General features: G+C 47.4%; 15 protein-coding genes. 8 read left to right on the forward strand and 7 right to left on the reverse strand.

Annotation, left to right across the window (positions count from 1 at the left end):
* The first annotated feature begins 235 nt into the window (after nucleotides 1–235).
* The 8 genes from CKQ84_RS16685 to CKQ84_RS16720 all read left to right on the forward strand — a co-directional run bounded on the left by CKQ84_RS16685 (nucleotide 236) and on the right by CKQ84_RS16720 (nucleotide 8,563).
* Nucleotides 236–1,252, forward strand: a complete 1,017-nt coding sequence (locus tag CKQ84_RS16685; RefSeq protein ID WP_105252103.1) for an XdhC family protein — start codon at nucleotides 236–238, stop codon at nucleotides 1,250–1,252.
* Nucleotides 1,252–2,034 (forward strand): nucleotidyltransferase family protein, encoded by a 783-nt coding sequence (locus CKQ84_RS16690; RefSeq protein ID WP_254053109.1) that lies wholly within the window; start codon nucleotides 1,252–1,254, stop codon nucleotides 2,032–2,034. Before CKQ84_RS16685 ends, CKQ84_RS16690 begins: the two co-directional genes overlap by 1 nt.
* A 3-nt stretch (nucleotides 2,035–2,037) precedes the next feature.
* Nucleotides 2,038–2,541: a (2Fe-2S)-binding protein gene (locus tag CKQ84_RS16695; protein WP_105252104.1), complete on the forward strand. Its 504-nt coding sequence runs from the start codon at nucleotides 2,038–2,040 to the stop codon at nucleotides 2,539–2,541.
* A gap of 1 nt (nucleotide 2,542) precedes the next feature.
* Nucleotides 2,543–4,789 (forward strand): molybdopterin cofactor-binding domain-containing protein, encoded by a 2,247-nt coding sequence (locus CKQ84_RS16700; protein ID WP_105252105.1) that lies wholly within the window; start codon nucleotides 2,543–2,545, stop codon nucleotides 4,787–4,789.
* A gap of 259 nt (nucleotides 4,790–5,048) precedes the next feature.
* The gene (locus CKQ84_RS16705) at nucleotides 5,049–5,540 is read left to right on the forward strand and encodes a DUF1097 domain-containing protein (protein WP_105252106.1); all 492 of its coding nucleotides are present in this window, start codon (nucleotides 5,049–5,051) and stop codon (nucleotides 5,538–5,540) included.
* 104 nt (nucleotides 5,541–5,644) lie between these two features.
* Nucleotides 5,645–7,096 carry a methyl-accepting chemotaxis protein gene (locus CKQ84_RS16710; protein WP_105252107.1) on the forward strand — a complete coding sequence of 484 codons (1,452 nt, stop codon included), beginning with the start codon at nucleotides 5,645–5,647 and terminating at the stop codon, nucleotides 7,094–7,096.
* A 485-nt stretch (nucleotides 7,097–7,581) separates the two neighbouring features.
* Entirely contained in the window at nucleotides 7,582–7,950 is a 369-nt protein-coding gene (locus tag CKQ84_RS16715; RefSeq protein WP_028761011.1) for an SMI1/KNR4 family protein, read from the forward strand.
* 187 nt (nucleotides 7,951–8,137) lie between these two features.
* Nucleotides 8,138–8,563 carry an SMI1/KNR4 family protein gene (locus CKQ84_RS16720; protein WP_105252108.1) on the forward strand — a complete coding sequence of 142 codons (426 nt, stop codon included), beginning with the start codon at nucleotides 8,138–8,140 and terminating at the stop codon, nucleotides 8,561–8,563.
* Nucleotides 8,564–9,490: 927 nt separating this feature from the next.
* On the opposite strand, the gene xthA is transcribed toward CKQ84_RS16720, so the two are convergent.
* The 7 genes from xthA to CKQ84_RS16760 form a co-directional block, all read right to left on the reverse strand.
* On the reverse strand, nucleotides 9,491–10,303 hold the full coding sequence (gene xthA, locus CKQ84_RS16730) for an exodeoxyribonuclease III (RefSeq protein ID WP_105252109.1): 813 nt from the start codon (nucleotides 10,301–10,303) through the stop codon (nucleotides 9,491–9,493).
* Entirely contained in the window at nucleotides 10,303–10,602 is a 300-nt protein-coding gene (locus CKQ84_RS16735) for a YciI family protein (protein WP_006082200.1), read from the reverse strand. The genes xthA and CKQ84_RS16735 overlap by 1 nt, the downstream gene beginning before the upstream one ends.
* On the reverse strand, nucleotides 10,602–11,147 hold the full coding sequence (locus CKQ84_RS16740; RefSeq protein ID WP_028761007.1) for a septation protein A: 546 nt from the start codon (nucleotides 11,145–11,147) through the stop codon (nucleotides 10,602–10,604). The genes CKQ84_RS16735 and CKQ84_RS16740 overlap by 1 nt, the downstream gene beginning before the upstream one ends.
* Before the next feature lie 113 nt (nucleotides 11,148–11,260).
* Nucleotides 11,261–12,331, reverse strand: coding sequence for a siderophore-iron reductase FhuF (fhuF, locus tag CKQ84_RS16745; RefSeq protein ID WP_105252110.1), 1,071 nt, complete (start codon nucleotides 12,329–12,331; stop codon nucleotides 11,261–11,263).
* A gap of 124 nt (nucleotides 12,332–12,455) precedes the next feature.
* Nucleotides 12,456–14,678, reverse strand: coding sequence for a TonB-dependent siderophore receptor (locus CKQ84_RS16750; protein WP_105252111.1), 2,223 nt, complete (start codon nucleotides 14,676–14,678; stop codon nucleotides 12,456–12,458).
* Nucleotides 14,679–14,774: 96 nt separating this feature from the next.
* Nucleotides 14,775–16,703, reverse strand: a complete 1,929-nt coding sequence (locus tag CKQ84_RS16755; RefSeq protein ID WP_105252112.1) for an IucA/IucC family siderophore biosynthesis protein — start codon at nucleotides 16,701–16,703, stop codon at nucleotides 14,775–14,777.
* 9 nt (nucleotides 16,704–16,712) lie between these two features.
* The gene (locus tag CKQ84_RS16760) at nucleotides 16,713–17,453 is read right to left on the reverse strand and encodes a GNAT family N-acetyltransferase (protein ID WP_105252113.1); all 741 of its coding nucleotides are present in this window, start codon (nucleotides 17,451–17,453) and stop codon (nucleotides 16,713–16,715) included.
* Nucleotides 17,454–17,455 lie beyond the last annotated feature (2 nt).

Consider the following 17,455-nt stretch of genomic DNA (forward strand, 5'->3'; position numbering starts at 1 on the left):
CTTCAACACTTTTTGAAATCTATTACTCCTTTCAATACGCACACGCCTTTGCTAACTTGGTTGTCCATATGTTTAATGCGAGCGTTTGACGAAGCGGTTTTATTTGCTGATAAAACTTGCGTCAAGCTTTGATGACAAATAGACGTCGATAGCTGCGTTATTAACGGCTGATCGTTTCAATAGCGATAAGCGCATTAAATTTTTAAATCTCCCTAACCCAATGGAGTCCTTGCGGATGGATCACCAAATCGAAGATTTACTAGAGCATTGGCTACCGCTGGCGGATGACGCTTGGGTGCTTGCGGTGATCACCCAAATTCAAGGTTCGGCCTATCGCAAACCCGGCGCCATGATGTTGTTCCATGAGTTTGGTCAAGGCGTGGGTATGTTAAGTGGCGGCTGTTTAGAAGCCGATTTACGTCGCCATGCTCAAAATGCCATGCAGACTAAGCAAGTCATGTGCGTCACCTATGATGCAAGCGATGAGTCCGATGCCAGCTATCGACTTGGTTGTGGTGGCATAGTAGATATCATGTTGATCCCTCTGCTAAAAGAGAATCATGATCTTGGCTTAGTTGAGCTAGTGCAGGCATTTCGCCACGGTCGGTCGGGTTTTTACCAATTGCCTTTAGTCAAAGCGGGGACGGATGCGCGCCAGTATCACGCTGCGTTTTATTCTGAGGAGTTGACGCCGTTCCCCGCCAGCGATTTTGTACGCACGGGCGTCTTCACCCAAGACGCGGGAGAATCACTGATTATTCCCTTGAGACCAAGATTCCATCTTGGGATCTTTGGCGGTGGTATCGATGCTAAGCCTGTTGCCGCCATGGCCCACACTTTAGGTTGGCAAGTGACTGTTTTCGATGGTCGTACCGCCTATGCCAGAGCGGCGGATTTTCCCCATGCCCATATAGTGAAACTGACCGCGGGGGAATTAACCGCGAATCATATCGCTCAATTGGATTGCGCCGTGGTGATGAACCATAACTTGGGCTTAGATGCTGCGGCATTAAAGGTTATTCAAGCGCATCCGCTAGCCTATATCGCCTTGCTTGGCCCTGCCCATCGACGGGATAAAGTGCTTGGAATGGCAGGGCTCAATGCTGAATCTTTTTCTGGGGTATTTTCTGCTCCCGCGGGGCTTGCCCTTGGCGGCGAGTTACCGAGTGCTGTGGCGTTAAGTATTTTGGCCCAGTGTCACGGTGTGCTCCATGGCGCAACCTTAAAACATCTCGATGAGATAATGCGTTGATGACATTGCCGCCAGTGCAAAAGCCCACTGCGCTAACGTCGACACTGCCCGGTTCGAGACAGCCCAGTTCGGCAGTGCCAAAGTCGGCAGCGCAGGCGCCATGCTCATCCAAGCGGCTGCTGATTGTGGTACTTGCGGCGGGTGAGAGTAAGCGCTTTGATGGGGTAAAGTTAGCGCAACTTCTGCCATCACATAGTGCTACGGAAATTCGCGAACAAACCATCATTTGCACTCATGTTGAGCGTTTACAGCAGCTTAGTTGCCAAGATTTAGGTTTGGATCGCAAAGACGCTCATTCGCTCCAGCATACGCCTTTGTTAATCATACTCGGTGCTCATCAGCACATATTGCAGCCATTATTAGTCGAGCTTCATTCTCGCCAACCCTTTGATATTTTAGTTAATCCACAGTGGCAAACAGGCTTGGCATCCTCAGTGAGTTTGGCGGCAAGCTATGCCAAGGAGCAGGGCTTTGATGCCATGCTGCTGACATTGGCAGACCAAGTGGCCTTGAGTGCAGACGATTATCGACAACTGATTTTGACATGGCATGAAACTGGTAAAGACGTTGCCGCCCATTATTTGGATGATTTAGGCGTACCTGCTATTTTTAATGCCTCTACATTACCGCAGTTCACTCACTTGAGTGGTGATCGCGGGGCGAAATCGATTCTAAAACAACAAGCACAGCAGGGAGCGTTAGTCGCTATAACACTACCCCGCGCCGCAATTGATATTGATACCCAAGCCGATCTTGCGTCGTGGTTGGCACTTAAGGAGTGAGTTATGGCAGAAGTATTATCAACCACTGCAGTTATCAAGGAAGTCAGTACCGCCGCTTCCACCCAAACACTTTTCATCAACGGTAAATCATTTACCTTAGATGCCGATCCTAAGATGCCAATCCTGTGGGCGTTACGGGATATTTTAGGGCTCACGGGCACTAAATATGGTTGTGGTGCAGGGCTATGCGGTGCTTGCACTGTGCATTTAGACGGCCAACCTGTGCGCGCCTGTTTAACCAGTTTGGGGCAGGCACAGGGAAAACGTCTGACAACAATTGAAGGGCTGGATAATCAAAAGCTTAAAAATGCTTGGGCCGAACATAACGTGCCCCAGTGCGGCTATTGTCAGGCGGGACAATTGATGTCGGCTGCGGCGTTAGTTGCGCAGCATCCGAAACCTTCTGCAGAACAAATCAACTCTGCCATGTCGGGCAATATCTGCCGCTGCGGCACCTATCCTAGGATCAAAGCCGCACTGCAAAACTATGCCAAACAGGAGGGCTAATATGAGTACTTTTACTGCCGTAGAAAATATCAGCCGCCGTGATGTGTTAAAACTGTTTGGCGCAGTGGGTGGCGGATTAGCATTAGGGGCGAGTGGATTAACTTGGAGCCCCATGGCGCTGGCGCAGGATAAAGAAGCGCGGCTGAATCTGTTTATTGCCATTGGTGAAGACGACAAAGTGTATCTCACCTGCCATCGCTCCGAGATGGGACAGGGGATCAGAACCGGCATTCTGCAAGTCTTAGCCGAAGAGTTAGAAGCGGATTGGGATAAAATCGTCCCTATTCAAGGTTTAGCTGATAAACGTTATGCCAGCCAAAACACCGACGGTAGCCGCAGTATTCGCGAAAATTACGACCGCATGCGCCAGATGGGGGCGATGGCAAGAACCATGCTAGAGCAGGCTGCCGCTGCGCGCTGGCAAGTTCCCGTGAGTGAGGTGCATACCGCTAGCCATAAAGTGTTGCATGCTAAATCGGGCCGCTCGGCCAAGTTCGGCGAGTTAGCGTTAGCCGCATCTGAGCAACCCGTACCCGCCGTTGAGTCGTTAACCTTTAAAGAGGTTAAAGATTTCAAGCAGATTGGCGCATCACGCCAAATCGTTGATATGGATGCCATGTTAAGCGGCAGCGCGATTTATGGTTACGATATCAAACTCGAGGGCATGCTCTACGCCAGCATCATGCGCCCGCCCGTGCTTGGGAGCGATGTGGCAAGCTTGGACGATACCGCAGCGCGCAAAGTGGCCGGTGTCGTGGATGTGTATCGTTTGCCCGCCGCTAAGGGCGCTCCCGCGTTTCAGGCTTTGGGCGGCGTTGCAGTCATCGCCACAAACACTTGGAGTGCCCTCGAAGGCCGCAAAGCCTTAAAAGTCACTTGGACTCAAGCCGACAACAGTCAGCATGATTCAAGTCTTTATTTGAAGTCACTGGTCGAGCGGGTACAGCAAAGCGGTAATGTCGTGCGTCAAGCTGGTGATGAAATCAAAAACTGGCCCGAGGCGAATACGTTAAAGGCGGTTTATACCGTGCCTTATTTAATTCATTCTTCTATCGAGCCGCCCGTTGCTACTGCCCATGTGACTGAAAAGGGCTGTGAAATCTGGGCATCGACCCAAACCCCGCAAAGTACCCAGCAAAATGTGGCCGCTGCGCTGGGTATGGAAGAAGATGCGATTAAAGTGAATGTCACCCTATTGGGTGGTGGTTTTGGGCGTAAATCTAAACCTGATTTTAGCGTTGAAGCCGCGCTGTTATCGAAGCAATTCAAGCGTCCAATTAAGGTGAGTTGGAGCCGCGAAGATGAAATTCAAAACGGTTATTACCATGCTATCAGCGCCCAGTCCTATCAGGCACTGTTTGATGCCAGCAACAAACCGACCGCGCTTTTAGCCCGTACGGGATTCCCATCGATCAGTTCAACCTTTGCCGAAGGGGTGGAATATCCCTCTGGCGGTGAGTTGGATTTAGGCTTTGTGGATGTGCCCTTTGCTTTGCCAAATTTAAGATACGAAGCGGTAAAAGCGCAGGCGCACAGCCGTATTGGTTGGATGCGCTCTGTGTGTAACATTCAGCACGGTTTTAGTGTCGGTAGCTTTGTCGATGAAATGGCTCACAGAGCTCAGATGTCTTGTCCCGATATGTGGCGCAGCTTACTTGGGCAATCAAGGCGTGAGACCTTTGATAACCAAGGCTTTAAATATGGCAACTATGGCGAAGAGCTCAATCGTCATCCCGTGGACGTTAGTCGCTATTTGGAGGTAATCGACGCGGTCGAAAAAGCCCAAGCTAAGGCGCCCAAGGCGGGTAAAAATCAGGGCTGGGGGTTTGCCGTACATCGCAGTTTTGTCAGTTATGTCGCCATGGCTATGCTGGTGGAAGTGAGTGAGGATAAACAGCTTAAAGTGCTGAATGCCATCGCTGCTATCGATGCGGGCACAATAGTTAACCCTGATAGGGTAAAAGCCCAGACTGAAGGCGCGATTATATTTGGCCTGAGCTTAGCCTTGATGGGGGAAATCACTTACAAAGAGGGCAAAGTGCAGCAATCGAATTTCCACGATTATCCTTTGCTGCGACTTCCCCAAACCCCCGATATGGAGATCATCATTATTGCATCCGATGCGCCGCCCGCAGGCGTGGGTGAGCCGGGTGTGCCGCCCGTTGCCCCGAGTTTAACCAATGCGATTTTTGCGGCGACGGGGCAGAGGATCCGTGATCTTCCCGTGAATAAACTATTGCGAGTGTAAGTGTCGGCAAGAGGGTTAACTGAAAGCCGTTTGAACAAAAAAGCGCCTAATAAGCGCTTTTTTCGTTTTTTTACCACAAAAAATTTGCTTGTTAGCGATTTTACGGGCATTAATGCCGAAAATTAGCAATAGATCAGGTTTTTGTTACCAAAATAGAGGTAATTTAACCAATATGTTTACCCAAGCTACCTCAAAATACACATTTTAGAGCGCCCAAGGGTATAAACTTCCGTGAATAGAATTACTAAAGGGGTCATCCATGGAAAATCGTTGGCAAGTCGCTATTTCTGCCGGCCTATTGGCGGCTATTTGGTGTGGCGTCGCAGATGCTTTTCATCTGGTCACTTGGATCGGCTTTTTAGGTTGCAGCACTTTTTTTGCTCAACCTAAGGCTGGCTTTCAGGGCGTGATGATGGCGTGGTGCACAAACCTGTCCGGTGTATTTTGGGCTTGGCTCATTATCTCGGGTAGCAGCTTTTTTATTTCGCCCGTATTTGGGTATATTTTTACCGGCATAGCCACTTCGGCCATGTGTTTACAGGCAAGTTATCAAAGGCTTAGCTTTATTCCCGGCGCATTTATTGGCTGTTGCACTACCTTTGCTATGGCGGGTGATGTGGCCAATGTCGTGCCGTCGTTGATCATTGGTGGCTTATTAGGTTTTAGCATGAGCCTGTTAACAGGGCAGTTGGTTACTCTGACACAAAAGTGGTCTGCCGCCACACGTAACCAAGTTGCTAGCGCTGATTAGCATAATACCTGCTCAGATCTTATGACTGACATAGTTGTCGTGACAATCTGAGCTATACTGCTGATTTAGTGCCAAATAGCATTTTGTTCTTAGGAATTATCAAGATGAAACAAATCCAGTTTCGTACCATTGATGCCATATTGATCAAGTTCAGTCTCAACGGAAAGTTTTGGGTAGTGTGTTCTATGGTGGCGCTGATCACGGCCGCCGTGGCGCTTGTCAACTATCAACATGCGCACCGTAACCTTGAGCAGGCCTCTATCGCTCGGGTTCAAGCTAGCGTCGATACCCTAGCGCAAGTTGCAACGGCGCAAAAGCTAGAAGCTGACGCCTTATCTCAATTTGCTAGTCAATACGGGTTAACTGTAACTTCAAGGCAAAGTGATGCGCAGCGTCAAGGGGATAAAGTGACGGCCAGTGCCAGTGTGTCAGGCCAAGCCTTACAACTGACGCAGAATGTCCATGAGTGGGAAGCCGATGCGCGTAGCGATGCTAACTTTATGTTCTGGTTAGCATTAGTGGGCTTGTTGCCTTTATTCCAACTGAGTTACTGGATTTCGACTTCACTCGGTGGTGGATTATGGGACATGTACTTAGCCATCAAACGCTTAGCCGATGGTGATTTGAGTTTTAGATTAAACTTCTTTGGTACTGACGATTTCAGTTTGATTGCCCGGGAAATCGATCGCTGCGCCGACAATATGAGTGAAATGGTGTCAGCTATTGGCAAAAATGCACAGACCTTATCATTGGCATCCGATGAATTTAATCAACAGGCGGCCACCAGTGATAAACTGATTGGGTTCCAACATCAATTCCTCGATTCCGTTGCCGTGGCGATGGCGCAAATGACCTCAGCGATTGAAGAAGTCTCTGTTAATGCGAGTAATACTTCGTTGCAAACCAAGGAAAATTCAACCCAAATGTTGGCCAGTCGTGGGCGTATTAGCCACACAGTGGAAAGTATTGGCTTACTTTCAACTAAGATTGGCGCGGCGTTTTCATCGGTGGAACAATTGTCTAAGGATGCGGCGAGTATTGATGCTGTAGTCACAACCATTAACAGTATTTCCCAGCAAACTAATTTATTAGCCTTAAATGCGGCCATTGAAGCGGCCCGTGCCGGTGAGCAAGGTCGTGGCTTTGCCGTGGTAGCCGATGAAGTGCGTACCTTAGCGGGTCGAACTCAACAGGCCACGGTAGAAATTCAGGCCATGATTGAAGGCTTACAATCTGGCACGAGTCGTTTATCTAGCATTACCATGGAGATAGTCGATCAGGCCGATGAAGGTCGCAGTGCGATTATCGCCGTCGGTGATGATGTTCAAGGCATGGCGCAATCGGTCAATGCGGTATTTGATATGAGCAGCCAAATTGCCGCCTCGGCGGAAGAGCAGAGTGTCGCCGCTCGCGACATTGCCGGACAATTGAATGAAATCCGCCATCAGTCGGAAACTATCAAACAAACAGCCCAGCGCAGTGTGACCTTAGCCAATGATCTGCACCATGCCTCGGTCGAGTTAGATGGCATTTTAAAGCAGTACCGCACGAGTTAATGTGTCACCTTTAATGTGAGTCGTCGGCATGGGGTGTTGAGCAATAACGCCCGATACTGAGTCTCATGTTAAGTAGTAACGTATCATCCGACAATGGCGGAAATCTTAGATTTCCGCCATTTTAATTTGGAAGTACCCAAAGAACTATTTAGTTATATTGCCCCATTCCGTTCTATCAGCGTGACATTATCTAAATTGACGGTCATAGATTTCAGGGGAGAAAGTTATGTCTGAAAATGTCCTTTTTGCGGAGGGTATTTCACTGTGGTTGGCGGTGGAAATCTGTGTTTTGTAAAAATAGAATTTGGGGAAATTGATGGTTTCTATATGGCTGATTGTGTTAACCTTTATCGGAAATATTTAAGAAAAATATCAAGCAATTTTAAATTGTTTGTTGATGATAAACGTTCACCAGAGTATCATTTTTTCGCCTCTGTCAATTAAAATTGGCTTGGGACGCCGCTTAACGTTAGGCAACAATAATTATGAATAACGATCCATTTCGAAACCCGACAGATACCGAAATAGCTAGCGCAGAAAGCAAACTGGGCATCAGTTTTCATGACGACTACCGATCATTTTTGAAGTCTGGCAGCGATGTTGCAAACGCTACCTTTGAGCCTGCGGTAATTTTACCCGGCTCTGGCCATCTTGATATCTTTGACATTGCTGAAACAGCCTGGAATGTCATGGGTCTTCCAAGAGACCTTTTGCCATTCATCGAGGATAATGGCGACTATTTCTGCATAGCAAAGACGGGTGAGATAATTTATTGGTCTCACAACGGCAGCACTAAGGAAGAATGGCCGAATCTTTCTGCATGGCACAAGCAGGTTTGTGTAGACCTTGAGTAACTGTGATAGCCTAAATAGTGGTTCAAATCGTTCGCTCCGCTCTCAGTGATGGGTTAAAGCCTGCCCCTTAGCCAAACGTTAACCCATACAAGCATTTAAAGCGGGACTGCTAACAGTTTGCTCGACTTCGCTTCGCTACACAATTTTAGCAAACGATTATCAGCCCCTTAAATGGGCGTTAAGCATTATGAGCAAATATCGAGATAAATTCGAATATCCGGAAAATCCAGCAAGTGCTGAAGACATTCAGGCTCTTGAGAAATGGTTAGGAACAGATCTTCCGAGTGAGTATAAGAAGTTCTTGCTTGAAACTAATGGGGCAGAAACTCCGATTGGCGTGCAAGAACCAGATGACTCAGTTGTGCTCTGGAGCGCTAAAGAGATATCCGAATTAACAGAAGCCTATTGCTACGAGCAATACTTGCCTGGGTTGGTTGCTATTGGTTCAGATGGTGGGGGAGAGTCAATTGTCTTCGATACCACACATAATATAAGTTCAGAAGACTGGCCAGTTTATAGGGTACCTTTCGGCGATTTAACGAAAGAGTCTATGGTATTGTTGGCGGAAAATTTCAATGAGTGGGTTTCCAGTGGTTATTCGCTCAAGTTCTAAAATGTTTAACAAGGCCAGTCAATCTGACCTCCGTAAACTGTCTTCTTTTTTGCAAAAAGACGTAAAAAAGCTTCCAACTCACTCCGGCAGTTGCTGGCGGCGTTATGTTTAAAGCGGTAGTAATTAGAAAGAGGGCATCAATATGTCAGGAGAGCGAATATCGGGTGATGGAGAACGAGAACGATGTCCTGTACATGGGCATACGAGAAGGCTATCTAGCAAAGAAATTAATGAGATTAAGCACGCTGTAGAAGTTGCTAACTCACAAGCTAAACGTAAGGGAGTTACACCTAAAGATCCTCAAATTGGTCTTTTCAGTTGTAAATGTAATTGCTTCTATGTGAAAGTTGAATAATGGTCCATCAATATGTTGATAGTATTATCAGAATGCGAACATAACAAATTGCTGTATCTGAAATTTTTCCGTTCCTTCTTTTTTGTTTGATAACACAAAAGCTTCTACTCCAAAAATGCAGCTGAGCAAGGCGTTACACCATAGAAATTTCTATGCGAAATTCACTTGTTATAGCTGATGACCTAATACGCTTTTGTCCCAAAGCATGCTACCTATTTCTTTAAAACAAACAGGCTTCGCCGATGCTAAACAGGTGAACCATGGTTATTTGCGAGACGACCGTCTGCCCCATGGCCGCTCTTTGGCGTCCATGCCATCGCGGCATTTGTGAATCCTTTCACATCAGATGGGGCGGTCGAGCATCTAAGGATGGACTGGCTGCGAGTCGACGAGTGAATGCCATGGCTCACGATTAATCTGTGGCTGAAGCTAAGCTCACAACTTTGCTGCGATGTATGCTGTTCATTTTTAACTTACTTGTGCCAATCTCATTCTGCTTAAGTCACTCTCAAACAAAAACATCGGCCTAAGCCGATGTTTTATGTCTACTAAGATGATCGAACGTTAGCTGATTAAGCCTCTTTGAACGTGCTCCAGATGGGCGCGTGATCTGAGGGTTTATCTATGCCGCGCAGATCGTAATCGACATCGGATTCGACTAAACGTGCTGCCAGTGAAGGCGTTGCTAAAATCACATCAATTCGCAGGCCGCGGTTGTCATCGAACCCTTTGCTGCGGTAATCGAACCAAGAATAACGTTCGATGCGCTCTGGGTGTAATTGACGGAAAGTGTCGACTAAACCCCAGTCTTGCAAGGTTTTCAACCACTCACGTTCTTCCGGTTGGAAGCTACATTTGCCGGTTTTTAGCCAACGCTTACGATTGACTTCACCTATACCTATGTCTAAATCGGTCGGCGAAATATTGATGTCACCTATGATGGCGATATCTTCATCGTTGCTGTGATTTGTCTGCAAGTAGTGCATTAAATCCTGATAAAACTTACGTTTAGCAGGATATTTTGTTGGGTGGTCTATGCTTTCGCCCTGGGGGAAATAGCCGTTGAACACAGTCAATGGACGACCATTCGCTTGGGTAAATGTGCCGATAATCATGCGGCGCTGGGCATCTTCATCATCGCTTGGAAAACCCTTTTGCAGTTTTTCTGGTGCGACTTTAGACAGCATGGCAACACCATAGTGAGCTTTACCGCCGTGGTAATGCACTTGATATCCCATAGCTTCGACTTCGGCTAATGGAAACGCCTCATCGTGCACTTTGGTTTCTTGCAGGCCGATAATGTCGGGCTGGTGGCTATCGATTAAGGCTTGCAATTGATGCAAGCGTGCCCGCAGACCATTGATGTTAAAGGACACTATTTTCATTAAGGCAGGACTCGTTTAAAGGGTTTAACCACAACACTTTTGTAAACGCCCGCTTCGATATAGGGATCGGCATCGGCCCAGTGTTTTGCTGCCACTAAGGATTCAAAATCTGCGACAACCAGTGAACCACTAAAGCCTGCATCACCAGGGTTTTCACTGTCGATGGCTGGGTGTGGGCCAGCGATCAGTAAACGACCTTCATCGGCGAGGGCTTGTAGGCGAGCTAAATGGGCTGGGCGTGCGGCTAAACGTTTTTCTAAACTATTCTCAAAATCTTGAGCTGAAATCATATACCACATTATTTGAGTTCCTTGCGTTGATCTTCGGGAAGGTGTTTATAAAGATAAAATACGGTCAGGACAGTATTAATTAAGGTTAAAGCGGTTAAACCAAACACTTTAAAATTGACCCAAGTTTCTAATGGCAAACTAAAGGCGACATAAATATTGACTAGGCCACAAGCGGCGAAAAAGATCACCCAATACCAAGTTACGCGAGCCCAAATTTTGTCGTCTACTTGCATTTCTTTGCCTAACATCGACTTTAATATCGATTTATTGAGCAATTGACTGACACCTAAGGCGATGGCAAACAAACTATAGATGATGGTCACTTTCCACTTGATAAAAGAATCATCGTGAAACACTAAAGTGAGTGTGCCAAACACTGTCACCATCGCAAAGGTGATTAAGTGCATCTTTTCAAGTTTCTTATATAACGCATAGGTCACGATCAATTGAAGCGCGGTGGCTGCGATCAATGCGCCGCTGGCGATATAAATATCGAAAAATTTATAAACGGCAAAAAAGATGACGAGGGGCAGGAAATCAAGCAGTTGTTTCATAAATAATCATGTTAAAGAGACATGGGCTTGAGTGTAGCATGTGCAACATAAGGGCAAAAGCACCATGGGCCTAGGATTGCGATCTTGCCCATTAAATGGGTTTAATGGGCAAGTTAGACTTGTGCTTGTTTGGCGGCGTTTGTCTTAGCGTTAGGGCGACTTAGTAGTGGGCAATCGTGGCATTGGCCAGTGTTGGCGAGTTGATACCTTAGGCAGCAAGTACGGCGAATACATTGGATGTTTGTGCTGTCTTCTTTGGGTTCAACAATCAAATTGATGCTGTTATACAGTGGATTTTGGGTGCCATCAAAAAAGGTCGTTCGGCGAAACAGAGCTTGCTTAAGTTGCTGACTTTGTTGCTGAGATAATCCCAACTCTCCTAGATACCAGTGGATCAGATAGCCTAAGTGACTCCAATATAATTTAGCGGGCACGGGGCTCAAAGTGAGTAGGCGCTCAACACTCGGTTGCAGTAAGTTTAAGATAAAGCCTTGTAGGGCGAGTTCTTTATCAACTGGCGGCTTATATGAAATTAATGACGAGTGTACCTCAATGTCTATCTTGTTACTTGGCTTAGTGTTTATTTGGGTAAGTGGTTCGATGCCATGGTGTTTTTTAAAGGTCAAAGCGGTATTTGGCTGTTGCTTTGTTATTTTAAATTCAAATTTTGCCACTCGGCCACTTGCGTGTATCCGCATAAAAACGGACTGTGGCTGCCAGTGAATAGGCTCGAATGTGGCTTTTGGGGCGTTAAAAATCCACTCCATCACAGGCGGAACTAAAAGGCCAAAATACCATTGGCCCCAAAGTGAATGCAGCGCTTTGCGAGTGTCTTTTCTACTGGCCGCAGCGCTTTTACTGGCGAAAGCGTGCGCTCGGCTGTTTGCAGCTGTTTTAGTCGCCTCGGTTCCAGCTTCAGTTACAGTTTCAGTTTCACTCTGAGTTTCTGCGCTAGGGTGTGCGATGGCAAAACGTGCAATGAGTTTTTGATAAGTATCGGCGCAGCTCCATTCATCAAAACTGAACCCAGTAGGGGACTGCGTTGCGCTAAGGTGCTCGCCATAGAAGGGTGCCCGTTGATGTAACAGCTGATTGAGTGACAAAATAGTTTGATTCAACGCGTTGTGGCTTGGCGCTGTATCGCACAATGTTTGCAGTCTGGTGTCTCTCCGTTGGCTTGCCATTGTCACTCCTTATAGGGTTGTGATTGATTCCCGCGGTTATCGATAAGTCCATGTAAATGATTACCTTGCGAGCCCAAGATTTGGGCTCACAAGGTTTTTCGAACGATCTCAATAAAAGTCTGACTTAGAAGCGATAGTCCAAGGTTAAGCTGGCACTTCGCGGCGTACCGTATTGGAATTGACTATATTGACCGACTTGGCTGTAGTAGCTTTTATCTAAGGCGTTGTGCAGGTTTGCGCTGAGCTTAAGTTGCTCGGTGAAGGCGTAACTCGCCATTAGACTCGCTAGCGCGTAAGAGCCTTGTTCTACTTCGACTTTAATCGTGTCTATACCATTGCCTACAGGTTTATCGGCATCTTGGTAGACGCGGCTCTGCCAGTTAACCCCTGCACCAATTTGCAATTTATGCCAATCACCACCAAAGGTATAAGTAGTGAAGAGTTTTAACTGCTGACGTGGTGACGTGGTATTGATGCGTTTGCCCTTAGGATCTTCGGTGGTGAACTGGGTGTAGCCTAAGTAAACATTCCAGTCATCAGTGATTTTACCCGTAGATTCAAATTCGAAACCCCGAGTGTTAGTGCCATCGACTTCTTTGTAGATAGGAGTGGTGGTGCCGGGAATGAGTGTGCGAGTGTCTATGCCTATGTTGTCTTGCTTGATCTCAAACACCGACAGCGACATATCTAAGGCCTCATCGAATAAACTCGCCTTAATTCCGCCTTCGTAGTTTTTCCCTTTGACCGGATCTAGATAGCTTTTATCGATTTTTTGCTTAGTTTGTGGTGCAAAAATATCCGTATAACTGGCATAGAGCGAATATTGATCGGTCAGGGCGTAGGTGAGGCCGAAGTAAGTAGTGAGTTCGTTGTTGATGCTAAAATCGTAGCGGCCGCCAAAGTTATCTTGGTCGGTTTCCCACTCATTGAGGCGTAATCCGACGAGGACAGCTAACGCGTCGCTGAGATTAAGCTGAGTTGCTACATAGGCTGCACTCTGTTTGGTTTCGCCAAATGAACCCGTGGTATAAGTTTCCTTCCATTGAGGTTTTGGATATTGGAAGTTCGGATCGCGAAAATCCCCTAAAAGCGGTACTGCAGCCGTGGGGTAATAATAGGGATTGGCGAACTCTTGGCGTTGGCCATTCCAGCCAAACATCAATTGATGTTCTAATCCAAAGAGTTGGTATTGTCCTTCGGCGCGCAAATCCACATTGTGTTGGGTGCGACTGCCGTCGACATAGGCGATAGACCCAGCCTTTGCGCCGACATTGGTTACAGGATCGGGATAGCCCATGGCCCATAGTACATCGAACTCCAATGAGTTATCGCCGTAGGTGTAAGTCCCTTTTAGGTTCCAACCATTATCTAATCTGTGTTCGAGACTCGCAAAGGTGTTGAGGCCTTGGGTATGCGCCGAGCCCCAATCGGGCGCCGTTGAAGTGGCACGATCATAGTTAGTGCGACTGCCATCGCTGTAAAATAGCGGTAAACCGCCCGACATAGTGCCGCTCGGTGTGGCATCTTGGTAATCGACACCAAGGGTAAATAAGGTGCTATCGCCAATATCGGTTTCGACTATGCCGTATAGCGTTGTGCGCTGCTGCTCGTACCTGTCTTGGAATGAATCTTTATCCTGATAGGCGGCCACCACGCGACCGCGCACAGAACCCGAATCATTTAAGCCGCTGGAAACATCGACCATACCGCGTGCATTATTCCATGAGCCCACACTTAACGACGTGCTGCCCATAAACTCTTGAGTCGGGCGTTTACGGATAAGGTTAATGGCCGCCGAGGGATTACCGGCTCCCGTCATGAGGCCAGTCGCGCCGCGTACCACTTCTACTCGCTCGTAGATGGCGGTGTCGATCAGATTATCCCCATAGTTGAAGCGAGTATCGTAGGTGGTTGGCACGCCATCGTACAAAATGCTGCTCACGGCAATGCCGCGGGCACTAATACTGTATCTGTCGTTATCCATTGGGCGGGCATTGATCCCCGCAACGCTGGTCATGGCATCAATCACGCTATTAAGCTGTTGATCGTTCATCATCTGGCGGGTGATAGAAGTGACCGACTGCGGCGTTTCTAGATAGGATAAATCGAGCCCAGTTGCCGTGTTCATCGCTTGGGTTTTATAACGGTTGTCGTGTAAGTCCTTAGCGCCAATGACATTGATGACTTCAATTTCTTTCTGGTGCTTTTTAGTCTTACTATCCGCATCGACAGTGTCAGCTGTGGCATGGGGAACCGTAGCTAACATGGCTGAGCACAGCAATAGCTTCGGGTTAACGAGGGCTTGCCGACAGACGAGTGCGATGCTGGAGAGAGGAAAAGTCTTCATAATGTTGATCTTTAATTCCGTTTAGGTTGGGGGTTAAACAAGCTGGGCCAACATTGGCCCATGCTAAAGTTTCGGGGTTATCCACTTTGTGGTGTGTTAACGTGTCCTTTGCTCAGCGCTGCTAAGCATAGGGCGCTTAAAGGCATGGCTTTGTCTAAAGGCCGCCAAGGGATTGTCGATGCCGCCGGCGAAACGCAGGTTTTTCTCCCTGTCGGCGAGGTCTATCATTTGCTGGTTATTATTCAATTGGATACGATTGAGGCAGGTGCGTACAAAACTGTCCTTAAACAGATCGTATTGGGCAAACTTGTCGGCCAAATGTGGATGCTGGGCTTGGTAATCACGTACATTGTCCGCCACTAACTCCCAGAATTGGCTTTCACTGACACTGGTTTGCTCATCGAGCAGCGGTGCTAAATAGCGGAAAATACAGTCAAAAATATCCAGTAAGATGTAGTTAAGCTTCATCTCTTCTTCAAGGCTTACTGCAAGGCGTTTTACATCATCAGGTAGCGGCTTAGCGCCATTGAGTACAGCGACTTCTTCGCCTATGTCTTTCATCAAAATCTTGACTGGCACATATTCATCGAGCACTAAAATCAGGTTTTCACCATGGGGCATAAAGACCAGATCGTAGGCAAAAAAGGCATGTAACAGCGGCGATAAATACAGGTTTAAGTAGCGACTGACCCAATCCTTTGCTGGCAAGCCTGAGGCGGCTATCAAGGCTGCAATAAGGGCCTTATCTTCATGATCCGTATGCAGTAGCGCAGCCATGGTCATCAGATTTTGCTTAGGCTCAATGTGTGGCAGTGGGCTTTCGCGCCACAGGGCAGAAAGCATTTTTTTATAGGCGCTATCTTGGGTGAGAGCCTGCTCGTAATAGGTGTGGTGGTAACCTATTGCGGCAATTTCCTTCAGGATCACAAAGCCTTGTTGGGCAAAGTAAAGATCGTTTTCAACCAAGTTTGCAACCCAAGCATTGATCTGCGGTGTGCAGCTCATGTAAAGGGGCGATAGACCACGCATAAAGCCCATATTTAGGATAGAAAGCGCGGTTTTGACGTAGCACTTTTGCGGTGATGCAAGATTGAAGAAAGTGCGTATCGATTGCAGCACTTGGTATTGCTCATTGCCTTCACCAAGATAAACCAGATCGCCACGGGCTATGTCGCCGGCAAAGACGCGGGCGATTTTTTCACGCCACTGCCAAGGGTGCACTGGTATAAAGTAGAAGTCCTGTGGATCATGCTGCTGCGTTTTAAGACGTTGTTGGAAGTCAGTGAACTGTTGGCCAAGCTCCTCCTTGAGTAACGCGTCGTGACTCAAGTTTTCGAGGGCGGCAAACGTGGTTTTGTTTTTGCGGACTCCAAGCCAGACTAACTGCATCGGCATCGCGCTTTCTGGGGCAAATTGACGGTAATCCTGCATATCAAAACCAATCCGGCCATTATTGGCGATAAACACCGGATGACCTTCTGTCATACCCGCTTCTATGCTCTGATAATCGGCTCGCGCCAGTGTGGCTGCGGGAATTGCCTGATGTGCTAACTTGTATGCCTTGCTGTAAAGAGTGCTGGTGATTTCTTCTAAATAGGTTGGTAGTAAGGTTTCACTGATCTCTAAGTCATTTTTAAGGGAAATAATCAGCGACATCGCATCGAGGGTTTGTTCTTTGCCTGCAAGTGAAACGCGGATGGTATCGGCATCAATCGCGAGATGATCTAGCTGATAATGTCGTGCACTAAAATAATAAGTGCTGTCTTTGAGCCTGAGTTCATAGTGATTGAGCCCCGCTTTTTGCCCGTATAGGGTCGGCGTAATGAGCTTCTCGTGGGTGAATTCGCAGAGGATTTTCTTCACTAAATGACGATTAGCCGCTTGCCAATAGGCGGGGGTTAAATGCTCTGGCATAGAAGTCGATGTTGTCGACAGCGCCGAGCTTTGCTGAGCATGTACTGCTTGGTCATGATGATCTTGCGTTGGCAATGGGTTAATTAATAAGGCTTTTGTGGGTAAGTTCATCTAATTCACCTAAAGAGTCGATAATGTCATTGGAGAGGTTGCAGATGCCGCGTGCGAGCTTGGCTTTGCTAGGGTTGGGCTTGCTAAGTATTGTTCTGCTAAGTTTGGCAGAGCAGACGTTGACTGAGCTGAGCTTGGCAGGGCTGAGGTTGTTTGGGCTAGGCTCGTCAAAGAGGGCGTGCTCGATGGTTGAAGGCGCTGGGCCGCAGTGCAAAATCCGAGGAAAGCAGCTTTAGTGTTTAACTGAATCGCTTTTTCATAGCGAATGCCTATCAGGCTATTTAAGCGATGAATTTTGCTATTGAGTTGATCGGGTTCAACCACGAGGCGATTAAAGGCCAGTTTTTCAAGCACGAGCTGCGCTATCGCATCCATCACCTTCAAGGATAAGCCGCTGACGGGTTTGCCATCTGGCGGCGCGATAATCAGATGCATACCACAATCACCCGGCGCAACACGATAGTGCTGACCGACTTCATCGTGGACGGGATCGTAGAGCTCCACCATAAATAGTGCTTTGGCCTGCCATTCACCTATCAAGGCAAACTTGTGTTCTGTTGTTGCTAACAGATTTTTTATGGCATCAAGGTTCAAGCCCTGCATACCCCAAAACTTGGCGTAATCTTGGTTAAACCAAGACTGTAGTGTTGGAATGTCTTGTGTAAGGTCTAACGCTCTGAACTGGAAACCATTAATGCTCGAAATAGCGGATAGTTGCGTTAAATAATGGTTGCTAAATTGGCTTGCCATTA

The organism is Shewanella sp. WE21, assembly GCF_002966515.1.
Taxonomy (GTDB): Bacteria; Pseudomonadota; Gammaproteobacteria; order Enterobacterales; family Shewanellaceae; genus Shewanella; species Shewanella oncorhynchi.

Excerpts from the sequence above, each read along its gene's own strand:
- xthA (WP_105252109.1), bottom strand. The coding sequence starts at position 10,303 with ATGAAAATAGTGTCCTTTAACATCAATGGTCTGCGGGCACGCTTGCAT.
- CKQ84_RS16755 (WP_105252112.1), bottom strand. The coding sequence starts at position 16,703 with ATGAACTTACCCACAAAAGCCTTATTAATTAACCCATTGCCAACGCAA.
- CKQ84_RS16760 (WP_105252113.1), bottom strand. The coding sequence starts at position 17,453 with ATGGCAAGCCAATTTAGCAACCATTATTTAACGCAACTATCCGCTATT.
- CKQ84_RS16740 (WP_028761007.1), bottom strand. The coding sequence starts at position 11,147 with ATGAAACAACTGCTTGATTTCCTGCCCCTCGTCATCTTTTTTGCCGTT.
- fhuF (WP_105252110.1), bottom strand. The coding sequence starts at position 12,331 with ATGGCAAGCCAACGGAGAGACACCAGACTGCAAACATTGTGCGATACA.
- CKQ84_RS16685 (WP_105252103.1), top strand. The coding sequence starts at position 236 with ATGGATCACCAAATCGAAGATTTACTAGAGCATTGGCTACCGCTGGCG.
- CKQ84_RS16750 (WP_105252111.1), bottom strand. The coding sequence starts at position 14,678 with ATGAAGACTTTTCCTCTCTCCAGCATCGCACTCGTCTGTCGGCAAGCC.
- CKQ84_RS16720 (WP_105252108.1), top strand. The coding sequence starts at position 8,138 with ATGAGCAAATATCGAGATAAATTCGAATATCCGGAAAATCCAGCAAGT.
- CKQ84_RS16735 (WP_006082200.1), bottom strand. The coding sequence starts at position 10,602 with ATGTGGTATATGATTTCAGCTCAAGATTTTGAGAATAGTTTAGAAAAA.
- CKQ84_RS16700 (WP_105252105.1), top strand. The coding sequence starts at position 2,543 with ATGAGTACTTTTACTGCCGTAGAAAATATCAGCCGCCGTGATGTGTTA.
- CKQ84_RS16690 (WP_254053109.1), top strand. The coding sequence starts at position 1,252 with ATGACATTGCCGCCAGTGCAAAAGCCCACTGCGCTAACGTCGACACTG.
- CKQ84_RS16695 (WP_105252104.1), top strand. The coding sequence starts at position 2,038 with ATGGCAGAAGTATTATCAACCACTGCAGTTATCAAGGAAGTCAGTACC.
- CKQ84_RS16715 (WP_028761011.1), top strand. The coding sequence starts at position 7,582 with ATGAATAACGATCCATTTCGAAACCCGACAGATACCGAAATAGCTAGC.
- CKQ84_RS16710 (WP_105252107.1), top strand. The coding sequence starts at position 5,645 with ATGAAACAAATCCAGTTTCGTACCATTGATGCCATATTGATCAAGTTC.
- CKQ84_RS16705 (WP_105252106.1), top strand. The coding sequence starts at position 5,049 with ATGGAAAATCGTTGGCAAGTCGCTATTTCTGCCGGCCTATTGGCGGCT.